The following is a 25,536-nucleotide window of genomic DNA, read 5'->3' on the forward strand; positions in this document are numbered from 1 at the left end:
TCAGTAGTCTCCATTCATTCTGCGAATGCAGGAGTCCATTCAGTAGTCTCCATTCATTCTGCGAATGCAGAAGTCCATTCAGTGGTCTCCATCCACTCTGCAAGTGCAGGAGTCCAGCTGTTAAAAAGGTTTTATGCTGCCGATAATCGAATGGCCTTCATTCAACATGCGAATACAGAGGTTCGGTCATTATTCCAACGAGCATTTTTCAACCGAACTCAAGTAATTTGACGCTTGAAAATGATTGACATTAAATGTGCATAGCGAGCCGAACTGAATCTGTCGAAAAATCCCTTGATTTTTAAATTAGTGATGATTAACTTCCATGCTAAATTCTTTAGATCAAATACGGACAAATAAACTTTCCGACCTACAGAAAGTAAAATTTGCCCCAGTTTGAAGGCGCATCATTTTTGCTCAGAAAAAATTTACTACATCAATGAATAAATGTCAATAAGAATTTATCTGCTCAAAAACACACATAACATATTTCACAAACCCCAATCATGTTGAACGATTAGCATAAGGAGTTGCCATGAAGGTGAGCGAAGCTTTGAGACAGACCAGGATCATTGAATTTGGGAACAACAGTCTTCCTGTTGTTAAAACTGTTGCAGATGAATTGAAAAGTCGATTGGCGATTGGTGCGAGATTCATGAAACTTGAAAAAAGGAGTGAACAAAAAGAAGGAGTGATGCGAATCTCAGTTCTTGACGACAGTTTTGTTGAACCACCTCAGAATCATTTATCAGATAATAGAGATTGGATGTATTTTCGCATCGATGAAAGCGGAAGCGGGGAGATGGTGACTTCGGCCTCGCATTTGCTTTATGGCTTATGGTGTAGGATCGCTGATGAATGGGAACAAGAGGATGTAAAAAAATTTGCGCGCGGCTGGTTTTCAACTACCACTTTCAAATGGCATCGGTCGCTGATGGATATATTTTTTGCTCATCAATATCGAACCGCTCGGCATTTTGATCGTGAAGCTTATGTGCGCGAGTGCGCGCGATTGGGGTTTTCCCATATCGAAGTGAACTGTTTGGCCACGCCGATACCGTATGAGAAAGGTGTGCCGGATGAAGTCTATCCGCACTTTTACAACTATTGTGCTGCGCTGGATCAATTTGTGTCAAGTCGGCTAAATGAAGGCATCTATCCAGCAGAATATTTGCAGGGTAATCTCAATCTATTAAAATACAATGCATCGTTGGCTTTGAAATATGGTCTGCGACCAGGGCTGCTATGCTTTGAACCACGAAACGTCCCCGAAGAGCTGTTCCAGCGTTATCCCATGCTGCGCGGTGCGCGCGTTGATCATCCTTTCCGCAGCTTTAAGCCACGGTTTAACCTGACATTGGCTCATCCCGCAGTCCGAGAGCATTATGCCGAAATGATGGAAAGATTAATGCATCATGTTCCCGAATTGGAATACATCACTATTTGGACCAATGACAGTGGCGCAGGTTTTGAATATACCAGTACTCTTTATGTGGGCAGAAATGGCGGTGCCTATTTGATTCGCGAGTGGAAATCCAATGAGGAAATCGCCAATCGGGCAGGAGAAAATATCATGCGCTTTCTAAAATTGCTCCGGGATACTGGCAGGAAAGTAAATCCCAAATTCCGTGTTATTGGCCGATTGGAAGCACTCTATGCAGAACGCCACGTCATCGATCGCGAAGTAGGAAACGGTATTGATGTCGAAGTTGCCACTTTATTGAGCAAAGGGTTTGAGAGTCCCTACCATCATCCGCTTTATACCGATGTCAATGAAGTTTTGGGAAGTATATTTCACAATACTCTTGATGAAAGAGAAAAAGTGGCGATGAACCAGTTAAAAGCGCGGGACTGCAGAACTCATTTTGCCTGTTCATTTGGAAATGTCAATAGCATCGACTGTCTTTTGGGGACGCCAGCACCATGGTTGGTATATGAAAAACTCCAAGCCCTCGCCAAAATTGGTGCCGAGTATATCGCAAGCTACGGCGGGATTAATCCTCCCACCATGGTGCCCTGGTCGATCAATCACGAAGTCTGGCGCGCATTTCAGCAAGATGCCTCGATAAGTATTGATGACGTCATTACCCAGATTGCCCGACGATGGGTTGGAGAAAAACACGCTAACAAGCTGGTTGAAGCATGGCGTTTGACCGATCAAGCCATCCGAGTATATCCGATACCAGTGAATATGTATATGGTGTGGGGCCATACCTGGATGCGGCTCTGGGTAAGACCGCTGGTGCCCAATATCGAAGCGATTCCAAAAGCTGAGCGTGCCTATTATGAAAAATTTATGATCTCACCGCCGCATAATCCAGCTCTCGTCGACCTGATGCGAGACGTGCTGTTTGAATTAACCACACCAGAAAGGTGCTTATTAGCTGTTGAGCGAATGGACCGATCAATGTGGGATCTAATCAAGCAGGCAATGCAGATTTACCTTGAAACGATACCACAACTTTCAGAAAGTGAGCCTGCATATCAACTATTTACCGATCAATTGGATCGGCTGCGTGCTTTGAAGTGTTGGTTTAGAACTCACCGCAATGTGGCGGCCTGGATCGCTGGCGTTCACGGCTATCTGGAAAGCTCTGACCCCAAAATTAAAGCTGCTCGCCGCCAAATGGTTAGAGAGATGGTGCTGGATGAAATTGAAAATACCAAAGAGCTATTGGCTCTCTGGGAGAGCTCGAGGATTGATTTTATGGTCATCTCTAACTATGCTGAAACTCCGCTTATTCACGGTCCAAATTTCGGGGAGTTGCTCAAAAAGAGGATCCAACTGATGACTGGCAGAGAAGATGATGAGCCATATATTGATCCGAATTTTATGTGGCGCTCATCAGCGCCAGAATGGTGGCGGCCAGAGGATTAATTTCATGGTGCCTTAACACCATTTTTTTGCTCCCAGTTTGATATTTGTTATGAAAAATCCCCCAGATTTTTGGTGGGATTTTTTATTTGGCAAATATGTGAAATATGTAATCAAGGAACTCTTTCGCAAACTGATAGAGAAAACAAAATAAAAAAGGGACACAACGTTTTTAGAAAGATGTGTCCCCATATTAAAGCTTTTCGGAAGAACTATTTTACCGCGTCTTTCAAAGTCTTGCTCGGCACAAATTTGGGTCGTTTGGTTGCCGGGATCTGAATTTTCTTCTTGGTTTTTAAATTGACACCAGAGCGCGCAGCATATTGTTGGACTTTAAATGTACCAAACCCTTGATAGGTAAAAGAATCCCCTTTGACCAATGCATCTTTTAATGCATGAAAGACAGCATCGACAGCTTCACCGGCAACCTTCTTCGAAGGGATCCCTTCGACTTCGGCGACTTTATCGATTAAATCGGCTTTTGTCATTTTAATTCCTCCTGAATTTTTGGGATCAGTAATCGTAAATTTTAAAGCGCTCAATAATACTAAATTTTATTGTTATTGTCAATAAAAAAATATGTTAATTAAAAAATTGAACAATTCATCATCAATTTCATCTATGGATGATTTGAAATATTCTCTTAAAAATTGAAAAAGAATGATGAATTTAAAATGAAAATATCTATTTGCTTAGCTATAAAAAAATCATTCGGCCAAAATCCCAGGATATTGTAGAATCTTCACAAATTGTCTTCTTCACAACAATTAAATTTTAGCAATAATTCAAAAAGCAATTTTTATAACTTATTTTGCTCAAAATGATTTGATGACATCATAAAAATAGGTAGAAATAGAAAGAGCATAATAAAACATAGTGGCATTTCATTTGATAAAATATCTTTTATTTACGAAAAATAGTTCAAAATTAACATTCAACGAAACTTTTTCTTATGGGAAGCATTAAAAGCATGGTTGCTAATAATAATTGCTAATGAAAAATACATCAAAGAGGCGCCCGATGAAATCGATTGCTTTTATTATAACACGCCAAAATTTGCCCGAATTTTTAGAGACTCAGATTTTGCTTCCAATCACAAAAGGCGAATTTGGTAACGCTCCTATAGCGATTTTTTTTGTACATGATGGTGTCTATAGTCTCATGAAGGCAACCAGATCAGCTACGTACATCCGGACGATCATTGAAAAATTGCAAATTCCTGTTTATGCCTGTGAGGATTCCATTATCAATCGCAATCTTCAAAACTTAATTATCGATGGAATAAAAATGGGAAAATTAAAGGACTTTTTAGAAGTCAGCGAAATTGCAGAGCGGATTTTAACCTTTTGAATTACTATACCCATCCGCCTAAGGTCTATCATCATCTGTGCTGATCAATAAAAGGATGATCTGTTTCCATCGATGTGATTGATATTAAAAATAGATCGAAGTGGTAAATTGGGATCAAAATATTTTGAAAACCAATGAAGGTATCGAACGTTTCAAGCTGAGCTTAAAATTTATCAATTGCAACAGAGTTTATAAAACTCTCGCTTCATATCTATTAATTAATTTTTAATAGATTAGCCTTATCCGATTTTCTGAGAATCCTTGAAGTATAGGCTTATATCGTTCAAATCTGATTTGATTATTATTTGAAGTCGATCTACAAAATTACGCCTTTCTGGTCAAAGTAGCGAAACATATTTTTCCTTAAAATCCAGAATGAAAAATCAAACAAGAATTTACCGTGGGGCATATGAAATGAATTTTAAGAATATGCTTGAAAACTGCATTTTTGATCTATCTCGGGTCCGCAGTAGGATAATTCCTTTGTGCATTTTGACTTCAGTTTGAATTCTGTTTACATGATAAAATTTTTTCAGTCATCCTCGCATGTTCCAAATGCCCCTTTAATATTTTATCTTCCGATAGCTTGTCATTCCTATATGCCCTCCTGGTTATCGCACCATCCTAAAAGCAGTATCCTGCAAGAGGTGACAAAATTAGATGCACTTAACTTTTTGAGCTGCTTAATTAGAGATGCTTGGCAGAATCGATCTAATAGATACAAATGCCTAAGTTAAAATGTGATGGTTCGGCATTAAACTTGCAAGCATAAATTTAAGCTTTCGGTTGTCATTTATGATTTGAAAAAATCGATTTGCTTCGTTTTATCGAAGGCAAAACGAAATATCATTATGAACTCTTTTTAAAAAATCAATTTGTTTTCAATTATGTGATATTGAGCACAAATTGAAATTCATGCTATATTATATTTTAATGAAAACAAGATGGTTATATAGTTGTATAATTTATCTTACTTAGATCACAAGGAATAAAGCTCATTTTGATTTTATTGCTATGATGTTGACATCGAAACATCAAGGGGGATAGAAGTTTGAAGATCAAATTTTGGGGTACACGAGGGTCCATTCCTTCGCCGGGAAGGAGCACGATCAAATATGGCGGAAACACTACTTGTGTCGAGCTCACCTTGGGTGATAATACGCGGGTAATTTTCGATGCCGGCACAGGCATTAGAAAATTGGGGAGCGAAATTATCAAAAACAATTCGAATGGGACAATCAATCTATTCCTTACGCATTCGCATTGGGATCACATTCAAGGATTTCCATTTTTTTATCCCGCTTATTTAGAACGCACACAAATCAAAATTTACAGTTGCGCTCCAGCATTTAACAAATTAAAAGAGATCCTAACCAACCAGATGGAATCCAACTATTTTCCTGTCAATTTCAATGAATTGAAAGCGCGGATTGCATTTCAAGAAATTTCAGGCAATGAATATTTCTTAAAGGATACAAAGTTTTCATTCATCAGAAACAATCACCCTGGCATGGCTTACGGATTCAAAATCCAAGAACATGATAAGACGATGATCTTTATAACGGATAATGAACTGCATGCTCCGAAATCCACCTTGATCACAGAGCCAGAACAATTTGTCGACTTTTGCCGCAATTGTGACATGCTGATTCATGATGCGCATTATTTACCTGAGGAAATGATTACAAAAGCGGGCTATGGCCATTCGTGCTATGAAGATGCATTTGAACTAGGTGTCAAGTCTAATGCAAAACATCTCATTTTTTTTCATCACGATCCTGACCGCAACGATTGCGATATCGAGGCAATTGTTACTCATTATCGAGATCTGGCACACAATTTGGAAGTTAACATGCAAATTGATGCCGCACAAGAAGGGTTAAGCTATCAGATTTGAAATGATCGGCCGCCTGGAAAGGAGATTTTGAGTGACCAAGAATATTGGCTGCAACGAAGTGCTTGAAATGGCCCTTCAGATTGAACAAGTTGGCCATGATTTTTATAAAACATTAGCGATTCATTTTGCCAATCCTGCTCTCAAGGATTTGTACAATCATCTTGCCGAAGAGGAGCGGAAACATATTGCAAGCTTTAAAGCGATCCGGCATTCGCTGGCGGAAATCAACGTAGCTGATATCAAAAATTGGAATGAGCTCGCCTTATATTTTACTGCGCTGCTCGATACAAATGTGCTGACGGGTTTACCAGAGAAAAATGCATTGATTCCTGAATTGCAGGATGAGATTGGTGCGATCCATATTTCGATCAGTCTTGAAAAGGATACGATCCTATTTCTCCAAGAAATGAGAAATTGGGTATCGATTCAGGATCAAGAAAAAATTAACAAGCTGATCGAAGATGAAAAAAACCATATCCTTTTGCTATTGAATATGAAGAGACAAATCGCTCCGTCGCAATGACTTATATCGGTAGCCATTAAAATGTAAGAGAACATCGCTTTTGTTGGGATTTATTCAAATCAACCTGACCATGCTTCATCCAGCTCTGAACCTGCAGCTTTGATTCAGAATTATCCCTGCTATTAAAAACTCGAATTGGTTCCAAAATTGTTCTTGTATTGGTTCTATGATTAATTTGCGAAGTTATAAATTCAGATCAACTACATCAACTCAACCCATTTGCTGAGGCGCGATATGAGTGAAAAACGCATTCGGTATCAATCGAAGGACAGCTTAGGAAAATACCTTCAGGATATAAATCGAATCCCATTATTATCATATCATGAAGAAATGAAACTCGCGAAAAAAATACAGCGGGGCGACCAGCAAGCGCTGGCACGACTGGTGAATGCTAATTTAAAATTTGTTGTATTCATCGCCAGAGAATATCAGGATCGAGGGCTGCCACTCGATGAGTTGATAAGCGAGGGAAATTTGGGGCTGATAGAGGCCGCGAGAAGATATGATGGCAGTCGCGGGATCAAATTTATATCTTATGCGGTATGGTGGATCCGGCAAGCGATCTTGCGAGCCCTGGCAAACCACTCCCGTTTGGTGAGATTGCCAGTCAACCATATTTGGGCCTACAATAGAATAGGTCACGTGATTGAAGAATTAGAGCAAGAATTGGGTAGAGCGCCAGAATTGCATGAAGTTGCCCGTCAATTAGATATATCGACAACTCAATTATCCAAACAATTATCAATGTGGCGCCACGCGATCCCTCTCGAAGACTCCACGCGTCCAGATGAAGAAAGCCTTGATCTCATTGATAAAATCGGTAGCGAAGAATTCGATGGGCCAATGGCTGATCTATTGAACGAATCCAGGAAGCGGGATATTGAAGCTGCGTTGGCGTCGCTGCCACCAGTTGAAGCTGATGTGCTCAGACTCTATTTTGGAATCGAACGCGAGCGACCTATGACGTTGCTGGAGATTGGCAATACGATGAAGCTCAGCCGGGAGCGAATCCGGCAAATTAAGAACAAAGCTCTCAAGAAGCTGCGCCATTTGCAGCGCCGCGAAATGTTGAGGCCTTATTTAGGATAATTATGCTATTGCTTGGTGCCCATGTATCCATAGCAGGAGGATTAGCTCGGGCGCTTGAGCGCGCTGAGCAAATCGGCGGTACGGTTGCCCAAATTTTCACTAAGAATCAGCTCCAATGGCATGGTAAGCCTCTGGCAATTTCAGAGCAAAATAGCTTTGCTGATGCGCTCTCGCAATCAACTGTGACTATGGTCCTTGCCCACGCTGGCTATTTGATCAATCTAGCAAGCAATGAAAAAGAACTCATCGAGCGGTCATGTCATGCGCTGATTGAAGAGCTTGATCGTGCCCAAGCATTAAAAATACCTTACCTCATTCTTCATCCTGGTGCTCATAAGGGCATTGGAGAGCATGAAGGGCTCAAACGAATTGTCGAAAGCCTTCAATTCGTCTTTTCTCAGCGGATCAGTGGCGGTCCCAGGCTCTTGCTTGAAACCACGGCAGGGCAGGGGACAAATCTGGGATATCGCTTTGATCAACTTCGGTGGATCATGGATCAGATAAAGCTGCCTGATCGGCTCGGAGTCTGTCTGGATACTTGTCACGCTTTTGCTGCTGGATATGATTTTCGAACTGAAGAGCGATACGAGGATACCATTGCGGAATTTGATCAAGTTATTGGACTGAAAAATCTTTACGTGATTCATGTGAACGATTCTCTGCAAGCATTGGGCTCGAGGATCGATCGCCATGAGAATATTGGTCTGGGTTATATCGGAATAGAAGGATTTAAATTTATTATGAACGATCCGCGGTTCCATCATACTCCCAAATTGCTGGAAACACCTGGAGGGCTGAGCCAGTTCAGATTGAATATCGAAATTTTAAGGTCATTGGTTTCCGTCAGCGGAACTTAAGCGCCCCCAAAAGATGCTTTTGGGCGAAGATCTCACGAAATTTCATTAATCCCCCGGCAAAATTTTGAGAAATCACGTAAACAAATGTTTGTCACTTGTTCCCATTCCAATTTACTTAGCTTTTTGTCTCATCTAATCTCTGCAATTTATCTTGCTTTTAAAATTTTTCTGTTTTATTTTCTTGTCCATAAAATTTGATTTCAAGCTTTAAAAGGGGATTGATCACAATCATCAAATCGATCGATCAAAATTGGAACACTTAAAAAGAGAGCGTGGCTGATGGCAAACAATTTCGATCTTGCGATTTTAGGATCAGGACCAGGTGGTTATGTGGCCGCAGTAAGAGCGGCACAACTTGGGATGAAGGTTGCGGTGGTGGAACGTGATCAGCTTGGTGGTGTCTGCTTGAACTGGGGATGCATCCCCACAAAAGCGTTGCTCAAGAGCGCTGATATCTATGCGACCCTTCGCCATTCGGGAGACTTTGGGATCACCGCTTCCGAGGTTGGATTTGATTTTCAATCAGTGATCAAGCGAAGTCGTCAGATCGCCGATCGAATGGCCAAAGGGGTTCAATATTTATTTAAACAGAACAATATCGCGCCGTTCTTTGGCTTCGGCCGAATTGTAGATAACCGTCGGATTGCGGTGGTTGATGAGTCCGGCAAGATAATGGAGGAACTCATAACAGAGCGAATCATCATTGCAACTGGTGCCCGACCTCGAACCATCCCTGGGGTGGAGATCGATGGCAAACGGGTGATCAGTAGCAAAGAGGCCATGGCGCTTGAGGCAATTCCTGAGAGTATGATCGTCATCGGCGCTGGAGCAATCGGCGTCGAATTCGCGTATTTCTATCATACTTTTGGATGCAAAGTGACCATCGTGGAGATGCTGCCGTCGCTTTTGCCGATCGAAGATCGCGAGATCAGCGATTTGCTGTTTCGATCATTCAAAAAAGCGAAAATGGAAGTGCATACCAATAGCATGGTCAAAAGCGTTGTCAAAAATTCCGATGGGGTGATCGTTACCATTGAATCAGCGGGCAAGCAGAGTGACTTATCGGCTCAGGTGGCGCTAATGGCCATTGGCGTTCGCGGCAACATCGAGGGGATTGGAATTGAGGAATTAGGGATCAAAGTGGAAAAAAGTTTCATTCAGGTGAACCGCGATTTTCAAACGACGGTACCCAATATCTACGCTATTGGAGACGTCATCGGTCCGCCCTGGCTGGCCCATGTGGCATCGGCGGAGGGAGTCCACTGTGTGGAGCGGATCGCTGGTCGAGATGTTGCGCCCATCGATTATCGAAATATCCCTGGTTGCACCTATTGCCAACCTCAGGTTGCGAGCATCGGTTTGACCGAGGAGCAGGCCAGAGCAGAAGGTCTAGAGATCAAGATCGGCCGATTTCCATTTGTTGCAAGCGGAAAGTCAATTGCGATCGGCGAACGCGATGGATTTGTGAAACTGATTTTTGATGCTCGTAATGATCAATTGCTTGGGGCTCATGTTATTCATGCCGAGGCTGCGGAACTTATTGGCGAACTGGCAGTGATAAAATCGACCGGAATGACCGCTCATCAATTGATTAGAACGGTGCACGCTCATCCAACGCTTTCAGAAGCGATCATGGAAGCTGCCGCTGCAGCCTATGGCGAGGCGATTCATGTGTGATATTTGGATGAATTTTTGATTGGAAATTGTGAGAACGATCTCACTAGGGAGACCAATGGAGAAGGATCGGACGCTTGTGTCGCGGGAGCGACTTCCCCGCTGGATGAAGGTGCCATTGCCAGCGGGACAGAATTTCCAAGATGTTCGGAAATTGCTACAGCAATACCAGCTTCATACAGTCTGCCAGAGCGCACGTTGTCCGAATATCGGCGATTGTTGGAGCCATCGCACCGCTACCTTTATGATTTTAGGGGATGTTTGCACGCGCAATTGCAGATTTTGTGCCGTCACTTCCGGCGTTCCAGGCGCAGTCGATCGCGATGAGCCCATACGGGTTGCTGAGGCGGTCAAAAAGCTGTCCCTGCGTTATGCGGTGATTACCTCAGTTACTCGGGACGACCTCAGTGATGGGGGCGCTTCCATCTTTGCGGAAACCATCCGTGAGATCCGTAAAGCTGTGCCTGGTTGCCTGGTGGAGGTTTTGATTCCCGATTTCGCTGGCTCTTTCAGCGCATTATCGCTGGTCATCGAAGCCAGGCCCGATGTGCTCAATCATAATCTTGAAACAGTGCCAGCACTCTATCCGATTATTCGGCCAAAAGCAAATTACCAACGATCACTGAAAATTTTAGAAATTGCAAAACAAAGCGACCTGGTCACCAAAACCGGATTGATGTTGGGCTTAGGTGAATCCAATAAGGCTGTGATTGAGGTGATGCATGACCTGCGTCGAGTGGATTGTGACATTCTGACCTTGGGTCAATACCTTCAGCCATCCTCCAGACATCATGCGATTGCTCGGTTCGTCCGTCCTACCACATTTGCCCGTTTGGCGCAAATTGGTAAGTCACTCGGATTACGACATGTGGAGGCGGGCCCATTGGTACGCAGCTCTTATCATGCTGGCGAGAGCTTTCCGTGCAAATGAAGCAAGGGCGCCAGCTCGACCAAGGCTTGCTTTGCTCACAAATATGATGTTTCGTTCCTTCGGCTTTCTATTTGAATCATCACAATGTCATAGCGGTCTGGTAAATCCTTATGCAGCGACTGGGATGATCGGGAAACAGATTTGATCGGTGTATGATGGGACAAGGACGAAGCATGACCGATGAGAGGCGGTTATCCTGAATTAGTGCTTGATTTTTATCTCAAATTTCATTACTATTGATGTTAATATCAGCAGTAAGCTTTTCCATTCGCCTGAGGGAAATTGCTCATCCATGGAGGTCGTTGTGCCACACGTGATTATTGATTTATGTACTCAGTGCGGCTTGTGTGCAGAAGTATGTCCTGTGGAATGTATCACCAAAGGCGAAGACCAACATTACATCAATCCTACCGAGTGCATTGATTGCGCCTCCTGTGTTGACGAATGTCCTGAGCGTGCAATTTATGCGGATGAAGATCTTCCAGATGATTTGAGATCGTTTATTGATAAAAATGCTCGCTTCTTCAGTTGAATCTGTATCTTTTCGGCTTTGATAAAAATAATTGGACTCCCAGATCTAACGATCTAGGGATACAAGAACGAAAATTGTATAGATCTAAACTTCATTCCTATACCCACACGAAAACTCAAAGGAGATCATAAAAATGGCAACCAAGCTAAAAGAGCTACCGGCCGAGAAACTCAGCTATCGTTGTGATCCTTCCCAATTCAAATTTCAATCGACCAAAGAACTGAACAGGTTGGACGAGGTGATCGGCCAAGAGCGCGCCGTTGCTGCCATAGATTTTGGCGTTGATCTCAAAAGTTATGGGTATAACATCTTCGCGTTAGGCCCTACTGGCGCTGGTCGCACCTCGATCATTAAAGAGGCGGTTGAAAAACGCGCGAAAACTATGCCGGTGCCAGATGATTGGTGCTACGTTTTCAACTTCAAAAATCCAGATGAACCGAATTCCTTGCGGCTGCCTGCTGGTAAAGGTCGATTGTTGCAATTAACCATGGATCGCTTGATCACACAATTGAAGAAGGACATCCCCGAGGTATTAAATTCTGAAGACTATCAAAAGCAGCGACAGGCGATCATCCAAAGCTCTAGAGAGATGCAAAATAAGATTCTCAGCGACCTTGATAATAAGATCCAGCAGCAGGGGTTTACATTGAGAAAAGTCGCTACCGGTCTGGTGCTGGTGCCGATCAAAGATGGGCAGATGCTGACGCCAGAGCAGTTCGATCGGCTGCCCAATGGAGAAAAGCAGCGCCTCGAACAGCTTGGTCAAACACTTCAGGAAGAACTGAACGAGGAATTCCAATCGGTGCAAAAATTAGAACAAGAGACCAAAGAGAAGTTGGAACAGCATCAGCGTCGCATGATGCGAGTAGCGATTGCCCAACCGATGAAGGTCATCCGGCAGGAGTTCAAGGATCACGATGAAGTATTGGATTACCTCGCCGATGTTGAAGAAGATATTCTTAACCATATAGGTGAATTCTTGAATTTTGCGGGGGAAGTTCGCTCCGATGAAGCTTACGCTACCATTCGCAATAATGAAGCCGTCAGTTTCGATCGCTATCGCGTCAATTTGATCGTGGATAATAGCGAGATCGAAGGGGCACCCGTGATCGTAGAATCGAACCCCACTTACAATAATTTGGTCGGTCGCATCGATCGTCAGACCAAGATGGGGATGTTGGTGACCGATTTTTCATTGATCAAAGCTGGCGCGCTACATCGTGCGAATGGAGGGTTTTTAATTATCGAAGCAGATCAACTATTTCAGTCCCCATATTCCTGGAAAGCACTGAAACGGGCACTAAAAAACCAATGCATCACCATTACCGATCTCAGTGAAGAATACAGTTTCATGAGCGTGAAAACGCTTGAGCCCGAGCCCATCCCGCTTGATGTCAAAGTGATCATCATCGGAAATTTTCGAATCTATTATTGGTTATTGAACTACGATGATGAGTTCCAGGAACTGTTCAAGGTCAAAGCTGACTTTAATGTGGACATGCCGCGGACCAAGGAAAATATTCACAACTATGCTCGATTCATCCACAATCAGTGTGAGCGGGAGAAATTATTACATTTCGATGCGGAAGCGGTCAGCCGAGTGGTGGAATATGGGGTGGAGCTCACTGGCGATCAGACCAAATTATCCACTCGTTTCTCCGATATCCATGATCTTCTGGTAGAGTCCGATTATTGGGCTCGCAAACACAAGCGGCACCTTGTCACTGGGGCAGATGTCAAACAGGCGATCGAGGCGAAAAAATACCGCTTGAACAAGTACGAAACTCGAGTTTTAGAATTATTCGAACGAGGTACCATTTTCATCAATACCACGGGGGAAGCGATCGGACAAGTCAACGGTCTTGCTTATATCAATATCGGCGATTACGCTTTCGGCCGGCCCAATCGCATCTCAGTTCGCACCTATCTTGGCCGCAGCGGAATCATCTCGATCGATCGAGAGGTCAAGATGACTGGTCCGGTCTACAATAAGGGTGTCTTGATTCTCTCTGGCTATCTGAACGGAAACTTTGGTCAGAAGCGCCAGCTTTCGGTCTCGGCCAGCATCACATTCGAGCAAAGCTATGAGGAAATTGACGGTGATAGCGCTTCCTCCACCGAGCTATACGCCATACTCTCGAGCCTGGCTGAGATCCCGATCAAGCAGGGGATCGCTGTTACCGGATCGGTCAATCAACTGGGGGAAGTGCAACCGATCGGCGGAGTGAACGAGAAAATTGAAGGCTTTTTCAAAATCTGCCGTGCGAAAGGGTTGACCGGCGAACAGGGTGTGATTATTCCTAAGGCCAATGTCCGCAATTTGATGCTGGATGATGAGGTGATCGAAGCGGTGAAACAGGGAAAATTCCACATCTATCCAGTGGAGACAATTGAAGAAGGAATCGAAATCTTGACTGGCAGACGGGCTGGCAAACGGCAGAAAAACGGAAAATTCCCGAAAGGAACCGTGTTCGAAGCTGTCGAACGCAAGCTGGATGAAATGGCCGAGCACTGGAAAAATCAAGATCGAAGTGGAAACAAGGATAAAGAAAAAAAGGAAAAGAACAACAATAGCGATGACGCTAAATAGCGATTCTTCAGGAGCGGAAATTTCTGTCAGACATGTTTGGAAACGAAAAACGGTTAATGAAGGGACTCAGGCCTCAGTGATCATCCTACTTGCCGACGTGACCGTGGATTTTTGTGGTGGATGCATTCAGATGATCATTGGGCCTTCGGGCAGCGGGAAAACCACGTTGCTGCGGTTGCTCAATCGGCTTGAAAGCCCTGATGAGGGAAAAATTTTTTACCAAGGCAGAGATTACGAGCTGATCCCAGTGAGACAACTGCGTCGCGAGATCGGCATGGTTTTTCAAACGCCCGCGTTATTTCGCGGGACGATCTATGAGAATATCAGCTTTGGCCCTCAGCTTCGCCATCAAAAAATATCCAAAGACATGGTGGCCCATTATCTTAACATCGTCGGCTTAGCCGATTTGGACCCGGACCGACAGGTCGAGCAACTTTCCATGGGGCAACAGCAACGCATCTCTTTCGCTCGGGCGCTCGCCAATGAACCCAAACTATTGCTCCTGGACGAACCCACGGCAGCCCTTGATCCCACCAGCGCCAATCAATTGCTCGATCTTATCAAAAACATCAATTTGGAATTGAGGGTCAGCATCATAATGGTGACCCATGTGATGGAACATGCCCGTAGGATCGCCGATCAAGTTTGCTTCATTGTGCAGGGACGGGTGATCGAATGCGGGGCGGCAGACGCCTTTTTTGAGCAGCCGCGTACCGAATTGGCACAGAAATTCATTCGGGGAGAAGCCTAAATTGAATTACATTGCGCTGAGTTACTCTGATCTGCTAATAGCTCTAATCCTGATCTTGATTCCTATCGTCATCTCGCTCCATCGCGGGTTGGGGCTGGAAAAGGATTTGCTGATCGGTACGATCCGTACTTTTATCCAATTGATGATCATCGGCTACGTGCTGAAATATTTGTTCGGGTACAAAAAATGGTATTTTGTGCTGCTGATGCTTACCATCATGGCGCTGGTAGCTGGATACAATGCCGTTCAGCGCCAGAAGACCAAAATACCTGGGCTCTATCTGCTGATCACGTTCTCGATTTTTCTTGGCGCACTGATTGCGATGGGCACGCTCATCGGACTGATCTTGCGCGTTCAACCGTGGTACGAACCGCAATATCTGATCCCCATCTCTGGCATGATGCTGGGGAATGCAATGAATGCGGCTGCTCTGGCGGTCGATCGTCTCATGGCCGATTGCCGCAGCCGACGATGGGAAATTGAAGCCGCATTGGCCCTCGGCGCTTCTCCGCTTATTGCAATCACCCCAATGCTGAGGGATGCTGGACGCGCCGCCATGATGCCCACGATCAATGCCATGATGGTGGTGGGAATTGTCCAATTGCCCGGCATGATGACTGGCCAAATCATCGGTGGCGTGGCACCAGAACAATCCGTTCGCTATCAGATCATCATTATGTACATGCTCACCACGTCCGTAACCATCGCCTGCATGACCATCCTGTATCTGTTCTATCGCAAAATTTTTACCAAGCATGACCAGCTTAACTTCGATCTATTGCTTTAATCCAACCGATGCCCTATCGGGATCGTGACAGCATTTTAACATAAAAACCTTTGACAAATTCAAAAAAAATCCTTATAATCAGCCCCACCTGGCCCGAATTTTGTTCCAATTCTGGTTTCGCTGGGAAGCATCAACAGAACAATCCTGCTTCGATCAAGCGCCTTCTGTCTCATGCATCTTTTGAAGCATTAGATCGAGCTGGTTGATTAGGGTCTTGAAAGGCTCTTTATGTTGAAAATATCTGGCAGTGCCGAATAAATGATATAGCTGAATTTTTAAAGTTGCCATCGCTCAATCTGGCAATTTTGTGAGTATATTAAGCGGAAAGGATTGGCATCATGAACAGTAGCACAAAACAAAATCTGTTAGTGTGGGTGAGAGTGCTCTCCATGCTTTTGGTTCTGGGATGCGGATCTACTCAGAAGACCATCAATAATTCCCAAAGCGTGGGATCGCCGAACGATATTCATTGGTGGCGACAGCAATTGAAAGCGCGACAAGATAAAGCTCCGATCTATTTCAAAATCGGAGTGCTTTATGCGAGTCAGCAGCGGCCAGAAGAGGCTCTGGCCGCGGTCGATTCAGCGCTTCTCCTCAATCACCATTTTAACTCAGCGAGGATTTTGCGCGCTAAATTGTATCTACAAAATCACAGGCTCAAAGAGGCTTATTCCGATTATCTTGAGGTATTACGAAGTGATGATGGGGATGAATATGTGGAGCTCATCCGCAATGAACTTGGTCAGCCTTATCCGATTTATCCGCTTACCAAAGGCGATTACCATAACGCTTTTCCATCTTTTTGTCCTGATAATCGACGCATCGCATTTCAATCGGATCGGGATGGCAATTGGGAGATCTATCTGATGGACATCGAAAGCGGTCAGACTGTTCGGCTCACGAATCACCCAGAGCAGGATGAAATGCCAGTGTTTGGCACAAAGCAGAACGTGCTCGCTTTCTGTTCCACACGTGATGATTCGATTCATAAAGGACGGTTAGATAAGACGAGAAACATCTATCTGATGAATTTGATCACTGGCGATATAGCGCGCATCATTGATAGTCCAGCAGATGACTGGTATCCTGCGCTGGTCGGAGATGGTGACAAGCTGATATTTGTTTCGGAACGGGATGATTCCCGATCCGTCCCATTTCACGAGAAACTGAGCGAGATCTATCTTTGCAATATTTCGGATGGTTCCCTGGTTCGGTTGACGCAAAATGAATGCGATGATACCGCGCCTTCGGTCTCCGCCAATGGGAAATGGATTTTGTTCAGCTCTGACCGTTCCGGTAACTTCCAACTGTATCGGATGGACCTCAGGGGAAACATGGTGCAGCCAGTGGAGACAAAATTTCCACAGGGCAACTGCGGTGCGCCGCGCTATTCTTCTGATGGCAAAATGATCACTTTTTTTGTCGAGCTCGAAACAAATGCAGACATTTACATGATGGATCAGGCTGGGACAAGTGTCACCCGCTTGACCAACGATCCAGCAGTCGATAGTTATCCCAGCTTTTCTCCAGATAAACGGAAGATCATTTTTCATTCGAATCGAACTGGCAAATATCAGATCTATTGGATCGATCTCATGAATCCGTTCACCCAGGATGAGCTCATCGCTATGATCACCGATAAAATTTCGCAACTAGAGTGATTTGTCGTTTTAATTAATAACCTCAGCCTCGATCTGAGGTTCTAATTCACTCCAGTGAAATGATAAATAAGAATCGCCATCACGAAATTATGGAAGATGCTGTGTCGTCCATCGGTTCGAGCGGACAGATCAAGGAGAGCTTTGAATCCCAAAAAGCTTTATGCGTCCTGTTTGCGAGCGGTAACGAAGCATTAGCGGACACATCTTTTCAATTCAGTGAATAACATCAATTGTTGAATTCTATTTTTGGAATTCGGAGGGAAATAGGTTGAACAACAACAAACCTGCTTTATTGGTTTTGGAAGACGGCAGGATTTTTCCAGGCAAGTCCATTGGCAGCGATGGGGAGAGTTTTGGGGAGGTCGTATTTAATACCTCTCTATCCGGCTATCAAGAGATCCTTACCGATCCCTCATATCGTGGTCAGCTTGTGACCATGACCTACCCGCATATTGGCAATTATGGCGTAAATACCGATGATTACGAATCCATCCGTCCTGCTTTGGCTGGTTTTATAGTGAAAGAATATTGTCCGCACCCCAGCAATTGGCGATCAGAGAAGGCGTTGAGCGATTTTTTGCAAGAATATCAAATTGTCGCCATCGAGGGAGTGGATACACGAGCATTGACGCGTCATCTGCGCGACAAGGGCGCAATGAAGGGAGGTATCTCCACCCAAGATCTTGATCCAGCCAGTTTGATCGAAAAAGTAAGGCGATTCCCAGCATTGGAGGGACGGGATCTCGTCAAAGAGGTGACCCGAGGTGACATCTTCATCTGGGAAGAAGGGTGTAAATCTCGCTGGCAACCAGCGTCATTCAATTTGGGTAATTGTTCGGAAGCTCCCTTGACTAAATTTCGTGTGGTGGTGTACGATTTTGGGGTCAAGCATAATATCCTGCGCTGTCTCGCCTCGCTCAATTGTCAATTGATCATTGTTCCAGCCAATACATCCGCGGAAAAAGTGCTTGAGCTCAATCCGCATGGCGTTTTTCTCTCCAATGGGCCAGGCGATCCAGCAGCGGTGCGTTATGCCATCAAAAACGTCAAAAAACTTATTGGTCGGAAGCCCATGTTTGGCATATGCCTGGGGCATCAGATCCTTGGGCTTGCTTTTGGTGGTCGGACCTTCAAACTGAAATTCGGTCATCATGGGGCAAACCATCCAGTAAAAAATCTCGCCACTGGGAAAATCGAAATAACTGCCCAAAACCACGGCTTCGCAGTCGATATCGATTCGCTGGCGCATCGCGATATTGAACTGACTCATATCAATTTGAACGATGGGACGCTCGAAGGCATGCGCCACAAGAAACTCCCTATTTTCTCGGTTCAGTATCATCCTGAAGCATCGCCGGGACCGCATGATTCGCTGTATTTGTTCAAACAATTTATTAACGATATGCGGGCTGAACAGTCAAAAGGCAATTGAACGATTCAGAGATCTTGATTCGCTCCGTTCTTCAGAACGGAGTTCTGGATGAATCGCGAGAGATTTTGGCTTCAGCCCAGGGTTTTATTGGTTCCGTTCTTCAGAACGGAGCTTTGGATGAAGCGCGAGCGATTTTGGGCTTTAGCCCAGGGTTTTATTGGCTCCGTTTTTCAAAACGGAGTTTGATGGAGGCGATTCAGAGATTCTGAAAAAGCACAATATTTTTAAGGAGCGAAAATTGCCTAAGCGAACGGATATTCATAAAATCTTAATCATTGGATCTGGACCGATCGTGATCGGCCAGGCCTGTGAATTCGATTATTCAGGGACCCAGGCCTGTCGGGCATTGACCGAGGAGGGCTATGAAGTGGTGCTGGTCAACAGCAATCCTGCAACGATCATGACAGATCCAGACATTGCCCATCGCACCTACATTGAGCCATTAACGGTCGAGTTCCTGTCCAAAATTATTGAGAAGGAACGGCCTGATGCCCTCTTGCCCACCATGGGAGGCCAGACCAGTTTGAACCTCGCGACTCAATTGGCTGAAAATGGCATTTTGGAACGATTTGGTGTAGAGCTGATCGGTGCTAAGTTCGACGCCATTCAGAAAGCAGAATGTCGCGAGAAATTCAAGCAAGCCATGGAGAAGATCGGCTTGGACTTGCCTCGCGGCGGATTTGCCCATAGCCTGGATGAAGCGATGGCGATTGTCAGCCAGATCGGTTTTCCTTTGATTATCCGACCCGCATTCACACTGGGCGGGACCGGCAGCAGCACCGTGTACAATATCGAAGAATTTAAAGAAAAGGTCGCTTGGGGCCTGAGCCTGAGCCCAACCCGCGAGGTACTCATCGAAGAATCCGTAGTCGGCTGGAAGGAATTTGAGCTCGAAGTGATGCGCGATCTCAACGACAATGTGGTCATCATTTGCTCCATCGAAAATGTCGATCCCATGGGCATTCATACTGGCGACAGCATCACAGTTGCTCCAGCTCAGACCTTGACCGATAAAGAGTACCAGGCAATGCGCGACGCTGCGATTAAAGTCATTCGAGAGATCGGCGTCGATACTGGTGGCTCCAATATCCAATTCGCCGTCAACCCAAAAACCGGACGTATGGTGGTCATCGAAATGAATCCCAGGGTCTCGCGTAGCTCTGCGCTGGCCTCCAAAGCCACTGGATTCCCCATCGCCAAGATCGCAGCGAAGCTGGCAGTCGGCCTTACATTAGATGAGATCCCCAACGACATCACCAAGAAAACACCCGCCAGTTTCGAGCCTACCATCGATTACGTCGTTGTGAAGATCCCCCGCTGGGACATGAACAAGTTCCCGCGCGCCGATCGCACTCTGGGAACCCAGATGAAATCCGTTGGGGAGGTCATGGCCATTGGCCGCACTTTCAAGGAGGCACTGGGCAAAGCCTTGCGCTCGCTCGAGATCGATCGCTATGGTTTAGATGACATCAGCCTGCTTTTGGACAACGGCCGCAAAAACGATTTTTTCTCCATCGGCGAAGTGATTGAACAACTACGTCAGAAACTGAAAAAAGCCACTGGCGGTCGCATCTTTTGGCTGGGCTCTGCCCTCCGCGCTGGGCTCTCCGAAAGTGAGATTCACGAGCTCACCGGCATCGATCCCTGGTTCATCTCCCAGATCAAACAGATCATTCTGTTCGAACGCCAGCTCACCGCTTTTGCTGGCCAATTGCAGCAATTGAACCGCGAGATCATTTATAACGCGAAAGCGATGGGATTATCGGACCGACGCCTTGCCAAACTCCTGGAATGCGATGAGGCCGACGTGCGAGCGCTCCGCAAACAATATCACATTAGTCCGGTTTTCAAAACCGTAGATACTTGTGCTGCAGAGTTCGAATCCAGTACGCCCTATTACTATTCCACCTACGAGCCAGAGACCGAGGCGATCTGCAATGAGAAAAAGAAGATCATGATTTTGGGTGGCGGCCCCAACCGCATCGGACAGGGCATTGAATTCGATTATTGCTGCGTCCATGCCATTATGGCCTTTAAGGAACTGGGTTTCGAAACCATCATGGTCAATTGCAATCCGGAGACCGTGAGCACCGATTACGACATCGCCGACAAGCTCTATTTTGAGCCGTTGACGCTGGAAGATATTTTGAACGTGATCGAACTGGAGCAGCCAGATGGCGTGGTGGTTCAATTCGGCGGTCAGACCCCGCTGAAATTGGCAATTCCCCTGGAACAGGCCGGGGCTAAAATCATCGGCACAACGCCAGATTCAATTGATCTTGCCGAGGACCGCGAGCGCTTCAGCCGATTGGTGGAACAATTGGGCATTCGACAGCCAGAACATGGCCTGGCCTATTCCATCGAAGAAGCTATGGCCGTTGCTCAGCAGATCGGCTTTCCTGTGCTGCTCAGGCCTTCTTATGTGCTCGGCGGTAGGGCGATGGAGATCGTTTACGACAAAGCTGGGCTGCAAAATTACATGTCCCGAGCCGCTCGCGTCAACCCCGACCATCCAGTCTTGATCGACCATTTCCTCGAAGACGCCTTCGAGGTGGACGTCGATGCCGTATGCGATGGGGAGGAGGTGTTCATCGGTGGCATCATGCAACACATCGAGGAAGCGGGCATCCATTCCGGCGATAGCTCATGTGTACTGCCTTCCTACATGATCACCGAGTACCATCTTAACCAGATGCGCGAGCAGACCCGAGCCCTGGCTTTAGCCTTGAAAGTGAAAGGTCTGATCAATATCCAATATGCCATCAAAGATAATGTGCTTTATGTGCTGGAGGTCAATCCGCGAGCGTCGCGCACTGTACCGTTTGTCAGCAAGGCCACAGGCGTTCCGTTGGCTAAGGTCGCTGCCAAGGTGATGGCCGGCCTATCATTGCACGAACTCGGCTGTATCCAGGAAATCATTCCTAAGGTCGTCTCCGTCAAAACGCCGGTGTTTCCGTTCGCCAAATTCCCTGGCGTGGATAATCACCTCGGCCCAGAAATGCGTTCTACTGGCGAGGTAATGGGCATTGCGCCTAATTTTGGGTTGGCATTTGCGAAATCACTCCTCAGCGCTGGCATTCGATTGCCATTGGAAGGGAACATCTTCATTTCCGTCAATGACTTCGATAAACCCAAAGCCACCCGCATCGCTCAGCAGCTTAAAGAGCTCGGGTTCAAAATTCTCGCCACCCGGGGTACCGCCGCAGCGTTCCGTGCCGCCGGGATCGAGGCCGAAACCATTTACAAAATCAACGAGGATCGGCCCAATGTAGTGGATCATATCATCAACGGCCGCATCCAGATGATCATCAATACCCCATTGGGCAAAACCTCCCGCGCGGATGAATATGCCATGGATCGCGCCGCCATTCAATACAACATCCCTTGCCTTACCACCCTCTCTGCCTCCTTCGCCGCGGTCCAAGCTATCCGAGAGCTGCGTAAGAACGGTCAAGCCATCCATGTCATGAGCTTGCAAGAATACTATGCTGACATGAAGAAATGCCTATCTTGACCGTTCTTTTACTGCAAGATCGAAAGATTCTGGGGATAAGCTTTCAGTATCCTTCGCAGCTCACAAATCGATATCATGATCTTAGAAATTTGTGAAACTGGTGAATCTGCCGATCCACTCGATTTATATTCAGAAAGATGAACTCGCAAGCAATAATGGCTGTTGTATTCGAGATGAATTCATTTGATTTTTAATTTTAATTGCTATCAAGTAATTTTCCAAAAAACTTGTTGACAATTGGATTATTTTGGTGTATATTGAGAACAAGTTTCTCACTCGTGATTTGATCCAATGAATTCAAAATTTTTTATCGGTATTAATGATGTGACCAAAGACAACCTCGAGAACATCAAATGTCTCTTTACCAATTGCCAACGCTTGATTATTTGCGCTTGCGCTTTCACCTCACTGCGCTGCAACGTTGCGAGTTACCGTCCTGGAAAGGGTCATTGTTGCGCGGGGCTTTTGGATATGCCCTCAAAAAGACCGTGTGCACCATGAAGATCGGCCAACCTTGCGATTCCTGTCTCTTGCGATCCAAATGCGCTTACACGCGCATCTTCGAGACCTTTATCACCGAACAGCCACCGCCGCTATTGCGGGGACTGGATACTTCGCCCCGACCCTATATCTTCGAGCCGCACGACCGCAACCAGAAGTATCAGCCGAACGATTTGTTGTGGTTCGATCTGGTCCTCGTTGGCAGTGTCATCGATTTTTTGCCCTATGTGATCTATGCGATCCTGCAACTGGCGCACAGCGGATTGGGTGTCCAGCGTCATCGGTTTGAGCTGGCGACGGTCTATTGTTTTCAGCCATCGGACCAGCCGCCAAACCAGTCCGCGGATAATGCAGAGCCTCATCCACCGAACTGGCGGTTGCTCTACGACAGCGCCGGCCAATGCATCCTGTTCACCCCAGCACCAGTAACGCTCCAGCCCAATGGAACTGCAACTGCCGCCCCCGATTCCCTGACGCTCAAGTTTCTCACCCAGACCCGTCTGAAATTTGGCAATGATCTGGCCATCGATTTCAACTTTCGCATGTTAGCGTTCAAGATGCTGCGCCGCATTTTGGAGTTGGTCTATTTTTACGCCGACCGTGAGCCGATCAACTGGGAGTTTCGCTCCCTGCTGCAGGCCGCCGACAGGGTAACCATCACCCAGCGCCATCTGCACTGGGTGGATTACGACCGCTACAGCAATCGCCAGCAGACCAAGATGAAGTTAGGCGGCTTTGTGGGCGAGCTAACGCTGGAGGGGGATCTGTCGCCGTTTCTGGATCTGTTGCATTACAGCGAGGTGTTGCACGTGGGCAAGGGGACGACGTTTGGGTTGGGGAGGATGGAAGTTGAAAAAAATAAATTTGAATCATAAATTATTATCAAGAAGTTGGAGGTAAAATGATAAAATCAGAATCGATTGCTCTGGCAGCGCTGCTGCACGATATAGGAAAATTTGCTCAGCTCGGAGGTACAATTCCCTCTGAGGATGAAAAAAGGTTAATGGCTGAATTCAATCTGCAAAATGGCTCAAGCCATTCCCACACTATCCACAGTTCCACTTTTATTGAGCACCATTTTAAGAATGGAAAAGAGGATGTTAGTCAATTGGTGCTTTATCACCATTTTCCAGAAAAAGCTCCTGAAGCAATTCGAATTGATGCCATGCGGCTGGCGCTAGCAGATTGGTTGTCTAATGGAAATTATAGAGGAAATGAGCAAATTATATCCGATGAAGCCTATACTCGTCCGCTGACTTCGATTTTTTCAAAGATTTATAAAGAGAAAAATAATTCGCCAAATCGATATGTCAAGCCAAGCGTATTAGGGCTGAACTTGACTGATCTTTTTCCAAAACCAATTTCAGAAATAAATTCAAATAGCATTAAAGAAGAACTTAGAAATTTATGGAAACGATTTAATTCAGAATTTCAAACAATTGATTTGAGCAAGGACTTTGAAAAATATTTTTTGACGATTTTAAATTTACTAGAAAAATTTACTATAACCATTCCCGCTGTATCTGAAGAGCCAGAGCAAGATATTACATTATATCATCATCTAAAAACAACAACGGCAATCGCTACTTGTCTGGTAAACTTGACCGATGATGAAATCAAACAAGCTTATGCTGCTATTAAAGAGAACAAATTAAGCAATAAGATGCTGGCCGAACCCTCGTTTTATCTTGTCGGGGGCGATATTTCAGGGATTCAGCAATTTATCTACTCGGTCACTTCAGAACATGCTTTAAAAGGGTTGAGAGGACGGTCATTTTATCTGCAATTAATTTCAGAAGCAGTCGCAAAGTCAATACTGGATAAATTTGAATTGACTGCTGCCAACGTGCTATATATCGGCGGAGGGCATTTTTTCTTGTTGCTTCCCAAAAAAGAAACTATGGTCGATGAATTAAATGAAATCATTGGAATTGTTGATCACAATCTTTTAGAAGCACATCATGGAAAATTAGCATTGGTCATTGGGAAGAAAGAACTTTCATTTATGGATTTTTTAGGTTCGGGATTTGGTAAAGTTTTTCATTTGCTGAAAAAGGAGCTATCGATTGCAAAAAGGCGAAAGTTTGCTTCACTATTGAAAAATAAAACAGACTTTCAAAGAATCATGAAATCGGATGTCGGCGGAGAGCAGGAAGTGTGTGAAATTTGCTCTGATGAGCTAACCGATAAAGAACAAAAAATCGCCAAGCAGAAAGGCACACATCAATGTCGTTTTTGTGAAAGCTATATTAACCTTGCTAATGATCTCGCTTATAAAAAAATACTAATTGAAGAAAAGATGCCTAAAAATTTTAAAAAATTTCAAGGTGAATTCGGCTCTTATTATGAGGTTCTTGAACATCTGGGTTTCCACTTTGAATTTAGCGACAAGAAAAAAGAGCAGGGGAGCAATCTAAAAATTAATTCGACCCAATTTTTGGGCAATTCAGAAAGCTATGATGGCTTCAGATTTTTCCCAAAATATGCACCATTTATATATGATCCAATCGAACGAAGAAATCGTGTTAAAAATTTAGAGGACTTTTCTAAGAGAGCGAAAGGATTAACAACC

18 protein-coding genes are annotated in these 25,536 nt (G+C 45.1%); 17 read left to right on the top strand and 1 reads right to left on the bottom strand.

Features of this window, described 5'->3' with window-relative positions:
* The first annotated feature begins 535 nt into the window (after positions 1–535).
* Positions 536–2,878, top strand: a complete 2,343-nt coding sequence (locus tag ONB37_10075; GenBank protein MDZ7400498.1) for a hypothetical protein — start codon at positions 536–538, stop codon at positions 2,876–2,878.
* A 209-nt stretch (positions 2,879–3,087) separates the two neighbouring features.
* Here ONB37_10075 and ONB37_10080 read toward each other — a convergent pair whose 3' ends face one another.
* Positions 3,088–3,363 carry an HU family DNA-binding protein gene (locus ONB37_10080; protein ID MDZ7400499.1) on the bottom strand — a complete coding sequence of 92 codons (276 nt, stop codon included), beginning with the start codon at positions 3,361–3,363 and terminating at the stop codon, positions 3,088–3,090.
* Between the two features lie 532 nt (positions 3,364–3,895).
* On the opposite strand from ONB37_10080, the gene ONB37_10085 reads away from it, so the two are divergent.
* The 16 genes from ONB37_10085 to cas10 form a co-directional block, all read left to right on the top strand.
* On the top strand, positions 3,896–4,225 hold the full coding sequence (locus ONB37_10085) for a DsrE family protein (protein MDZ7400500.1): 330 nt from the start codon (positions 3,896–3,898) through the stop codon (positions 4,223–4,225).
* 1,051 nt (positions 4,226–5,276) lie between these two features.
* Positions 5,277–6,122, top strand: a complete 846-nt coding sequence (locus ONB37_10090; GenBank protein MDZ7400501.1) for an MBL fold metallo-hydrolase — start codon at positions 5,277–5,279, stop codon at positions 6,120–6,122.
* A 31-nt stretch (positions 6,123–6,153) separates the two neighbouring features.
* Positions 6,154–6,645, top strand: coding sequence for a ferritin family protein (locus ONB37_10095; protein ID MDZ7400502.1), 492 nt, complete (start codon positions 6,154–6,156; stop codon positions 6,643–6,645).
* A gap of 234 nt (positions 6,646–6,879) precedes the next feature.
* Positions 6,880–7,734 carry an RNA polymerase sigma factor RpoD/SigA gene (locus ONB37_10100; protein MDZ7400503.1) on the top strand — a complete coding sequence of 285 codons (855 nt, stop codon included), beginning with the start codon at positions 6,880–6,882 and terminating at the stop codon, positions 7,732–7,734.
* A 2-nt stretch (positions 7,735–7,736) separates the two neighbouring features.
* Positions 7,737–8,591, top strand: coding sequence for a deoxyribonuclease IV (locus ONB37_10105; protein MDZ7400504.1), 855 nt, complete (start codon positions 7,737–7,739; stop codon positions 8,589–8,591).
* A gap of 279 nt (positions 8,592–8,870) precedes the next feature.
* On the top strand, positions 8,871–10,268 hold the full coding sequence (gene lpdA, locus ONB37_10110; protein MDZ7400505.1) for a dihydrolipoyl dehydrogenase: 1,398 nt from the start codon (positions 8,871–8,873) through the stop codon (positions 10,266–10,268).
* A gap of 55 nt (positions 10,269–10,323) precedes the next feature.
* Positions 10,324–11,196 (top strand): lipoyl synthase, encoded by an 873-nt coding sequence (gene lipA, locus ONB37_10115; protein MDZ7400506.1) that lies wholly within the window; start codon positions 10,324–10,326, stop codon positions 11,194–11,196.
* Between the two features lie 304 nt (positions 11,197–11,500).
* Complete coding sequence (locus ONB37_10120) at positions 11,501–11,728, top strand: ferredoxin family protein (protein MDZ7400507.1); 228 nt, start codon at positions 11,501–11,503, stop codon at positions 11,726–11,728.
* Positions 11,729–11,861: 133 nt separating this feature from the next.
* On the top strand, positions 11,862–14,318 hold the full coding sequence (locus tag ONB37_10125) for an AAA family ATPase (GenBank protein ID MDZ7400508.1): 2,457 nt from the start codon (positions 11,862–11,864) through the stop codon (positions 14,316–14,318).
* The gene (locus ONB37_10130; GenBank protein ID MDZ7400509.1) at positions 14,305–15,069 is read left to right on the top strand and encodes an ATP-binding cassette domain-containing protein; all 765 of its coding nucleotides are present in this window, start codon (positions 14,305–14,307) and stop codon (positions 15,067–15,069) included. Before ONB37_10125 ends, ONB37_10130 begins: the two co-directional genes overlap by 14 nt.
* 1 nt (position 15,070) lies before the next feature.
* A complete protein-coding gene (fetB, locus tag ONB37_10135) occupies positions 15,071–15,856 on the top strand; it encodes an iron export ABC transporter permease subunit FetB (GenBank protein MDZ7400510.1) in 786 nt (261 codons plus the stop codon).
* Positions 15,857–16,194: 338 nt separating this feature from the next.
* The gene (locus ONB37_10140; GenBank protein ID MDZ7400511.1) at positions 16,195–17,517 is read left to right on the top strand and encodes a hypothetical protein; all 1,323 of its coding nucleotides are present in this window, start codon (positions 16,195–16,197) and stop codon (positions 17,515–17,517) included.
* A gap of 268 nt (positions 17,518–17,785) precedes the next feature.
* Positions 17,786–18,949 carry a glutamine-hydrolyzing carbamoyl-phosphate synthase small subunit gene (carA, locus tag ONB37_10145; GenBank protein ID MDZ7400512.1) on the top strand — a complete coding sequence of 388 codons (1,164 nt, stop codon included), beginning with the start codon at positions 17,786–17,788 and terminating at the stop codon, positions 18,947–18,949.
* 238 nt (positions 18,950–19,187) lie between these two features.
* The gene (gene carB, locus ONB37_10150; GenBank protein ID MDZ7400513.1) at positions 19,188–22,463 is read left to right on the top strand and encodes a carbamoyl-phosphate synthase large subunit; all 3,276 of its coding nucleotides are present in this window, start codon (positions 19,188–19,190) and stop codon (positions 22,461–22,463) included.
* 353 nt (positions 22,464–22,816) lie between these two features.
* The gene (gene cas6, locus ONB37_10155; protein MDZ7400514.1) at positions 22,817–23,839 is read left to right on the top strand and encodes a CRISPR system precrRNA processing endoribonuclease RAMP protein Cas6; all 1,023 of its coding nucleotides are present in this window, start codon (positions 22,817–22,819) and stop codon (positions 23,837–23,839) included.
* Between the two features lie 26 nt (positions 23,840–23,865).
* On the top strand, positions 23,866–25,536 hold a 1,671-nt coding region (cas10, locus tag ONB37_10160; protein ID MDZ7400515.1), incomplete at its 3' end, for a type III-A CRISPR-associated protein Cas10/Csm1.

It is taken from the genome of candidate division KSB1 bacterium (assembly GCA_034506395.1).
Taxonomy (GTDB): domain Bacteria; phylum Zhuqueibacterota; class Zhuqueibacteria; order Thermofontimicrobiales; family Thermofontimicrobiaceae; genus Thermofontimicrobium.

Coding starts and splice junctions, on each gene's coding strand:
- ONB37_10075 (MDZ7400498.1), top strand. CDS start 536: ATGAAGGTGAGCGAAGCTTTGAGACAGACCAGGATCATTGAATTTGGG.
- ONB37_10080 (MDZ7400499.1), bottom strand. CDS start 3,363: ATGACAAAAGCCGATTTAATCGATAAAGTCGCCGAAGTCGAAGGGATC.
- ONB37_10085 (MDZ7400500.1), top strand. CDS start 3,896: ATGAAATCGATTGCTTTTATTATAACACGCCAAAATTTGCCCGAATTT.
- ONB37_10100 (MDZ7400503.1), top strand. CDS start 6,880: ATGAGTGAAAAACGCATTCGGTATCAATCGAAGGACAGCTTAGGAAAA.
- ONB37_10105 (MDZ7400504.1), top strand. CDS start 7,737: ATGCTATTGCTTGGTGCCCATGTATCCATAGCAGGAGGATTAGCTCGG.
- lpdA (MDZ7400505.1), top strand. CDS start 8,871: ATGGCAAACAATTTCGATCTTGCGATTTTAGGATCAGGACCAGGTGGT.
- lipA (MDZ7400506.1), top strand. CDS start 10,324: ATGGAGAAGGATCGGACGCTTGTGTCGCGGGAGCGACTTCCCCGCTGG.
- ONB37_10125 (MDZ7400508.1), top strand. CDS start 11,862: ATGGCAACCAAGCTAAAAGAGCTACCGGCCGAGAAACTCAGCTATCGT.
- ONB37_10130 (MDZ7400509.1), top strand. CDS start 14,305: ATGACGCTAAATAGCGATTCTTCAGGAGCGGAAATTTCTGTCAGACAT.
- ONB37_10140 (MDZ7400511.1), top strand. CDS start 16,195: ATGAACAGTAGCACAAAACAAAATCTGTTAGTGTGGGTGAGAGTGCTC.
- cas6 (MDZ7400514.1), top strand. CDS start 22,817: ATGTCTCTTTACCAATTGCCAACGCTTGATTATTTGCGCTTGCGCTTT.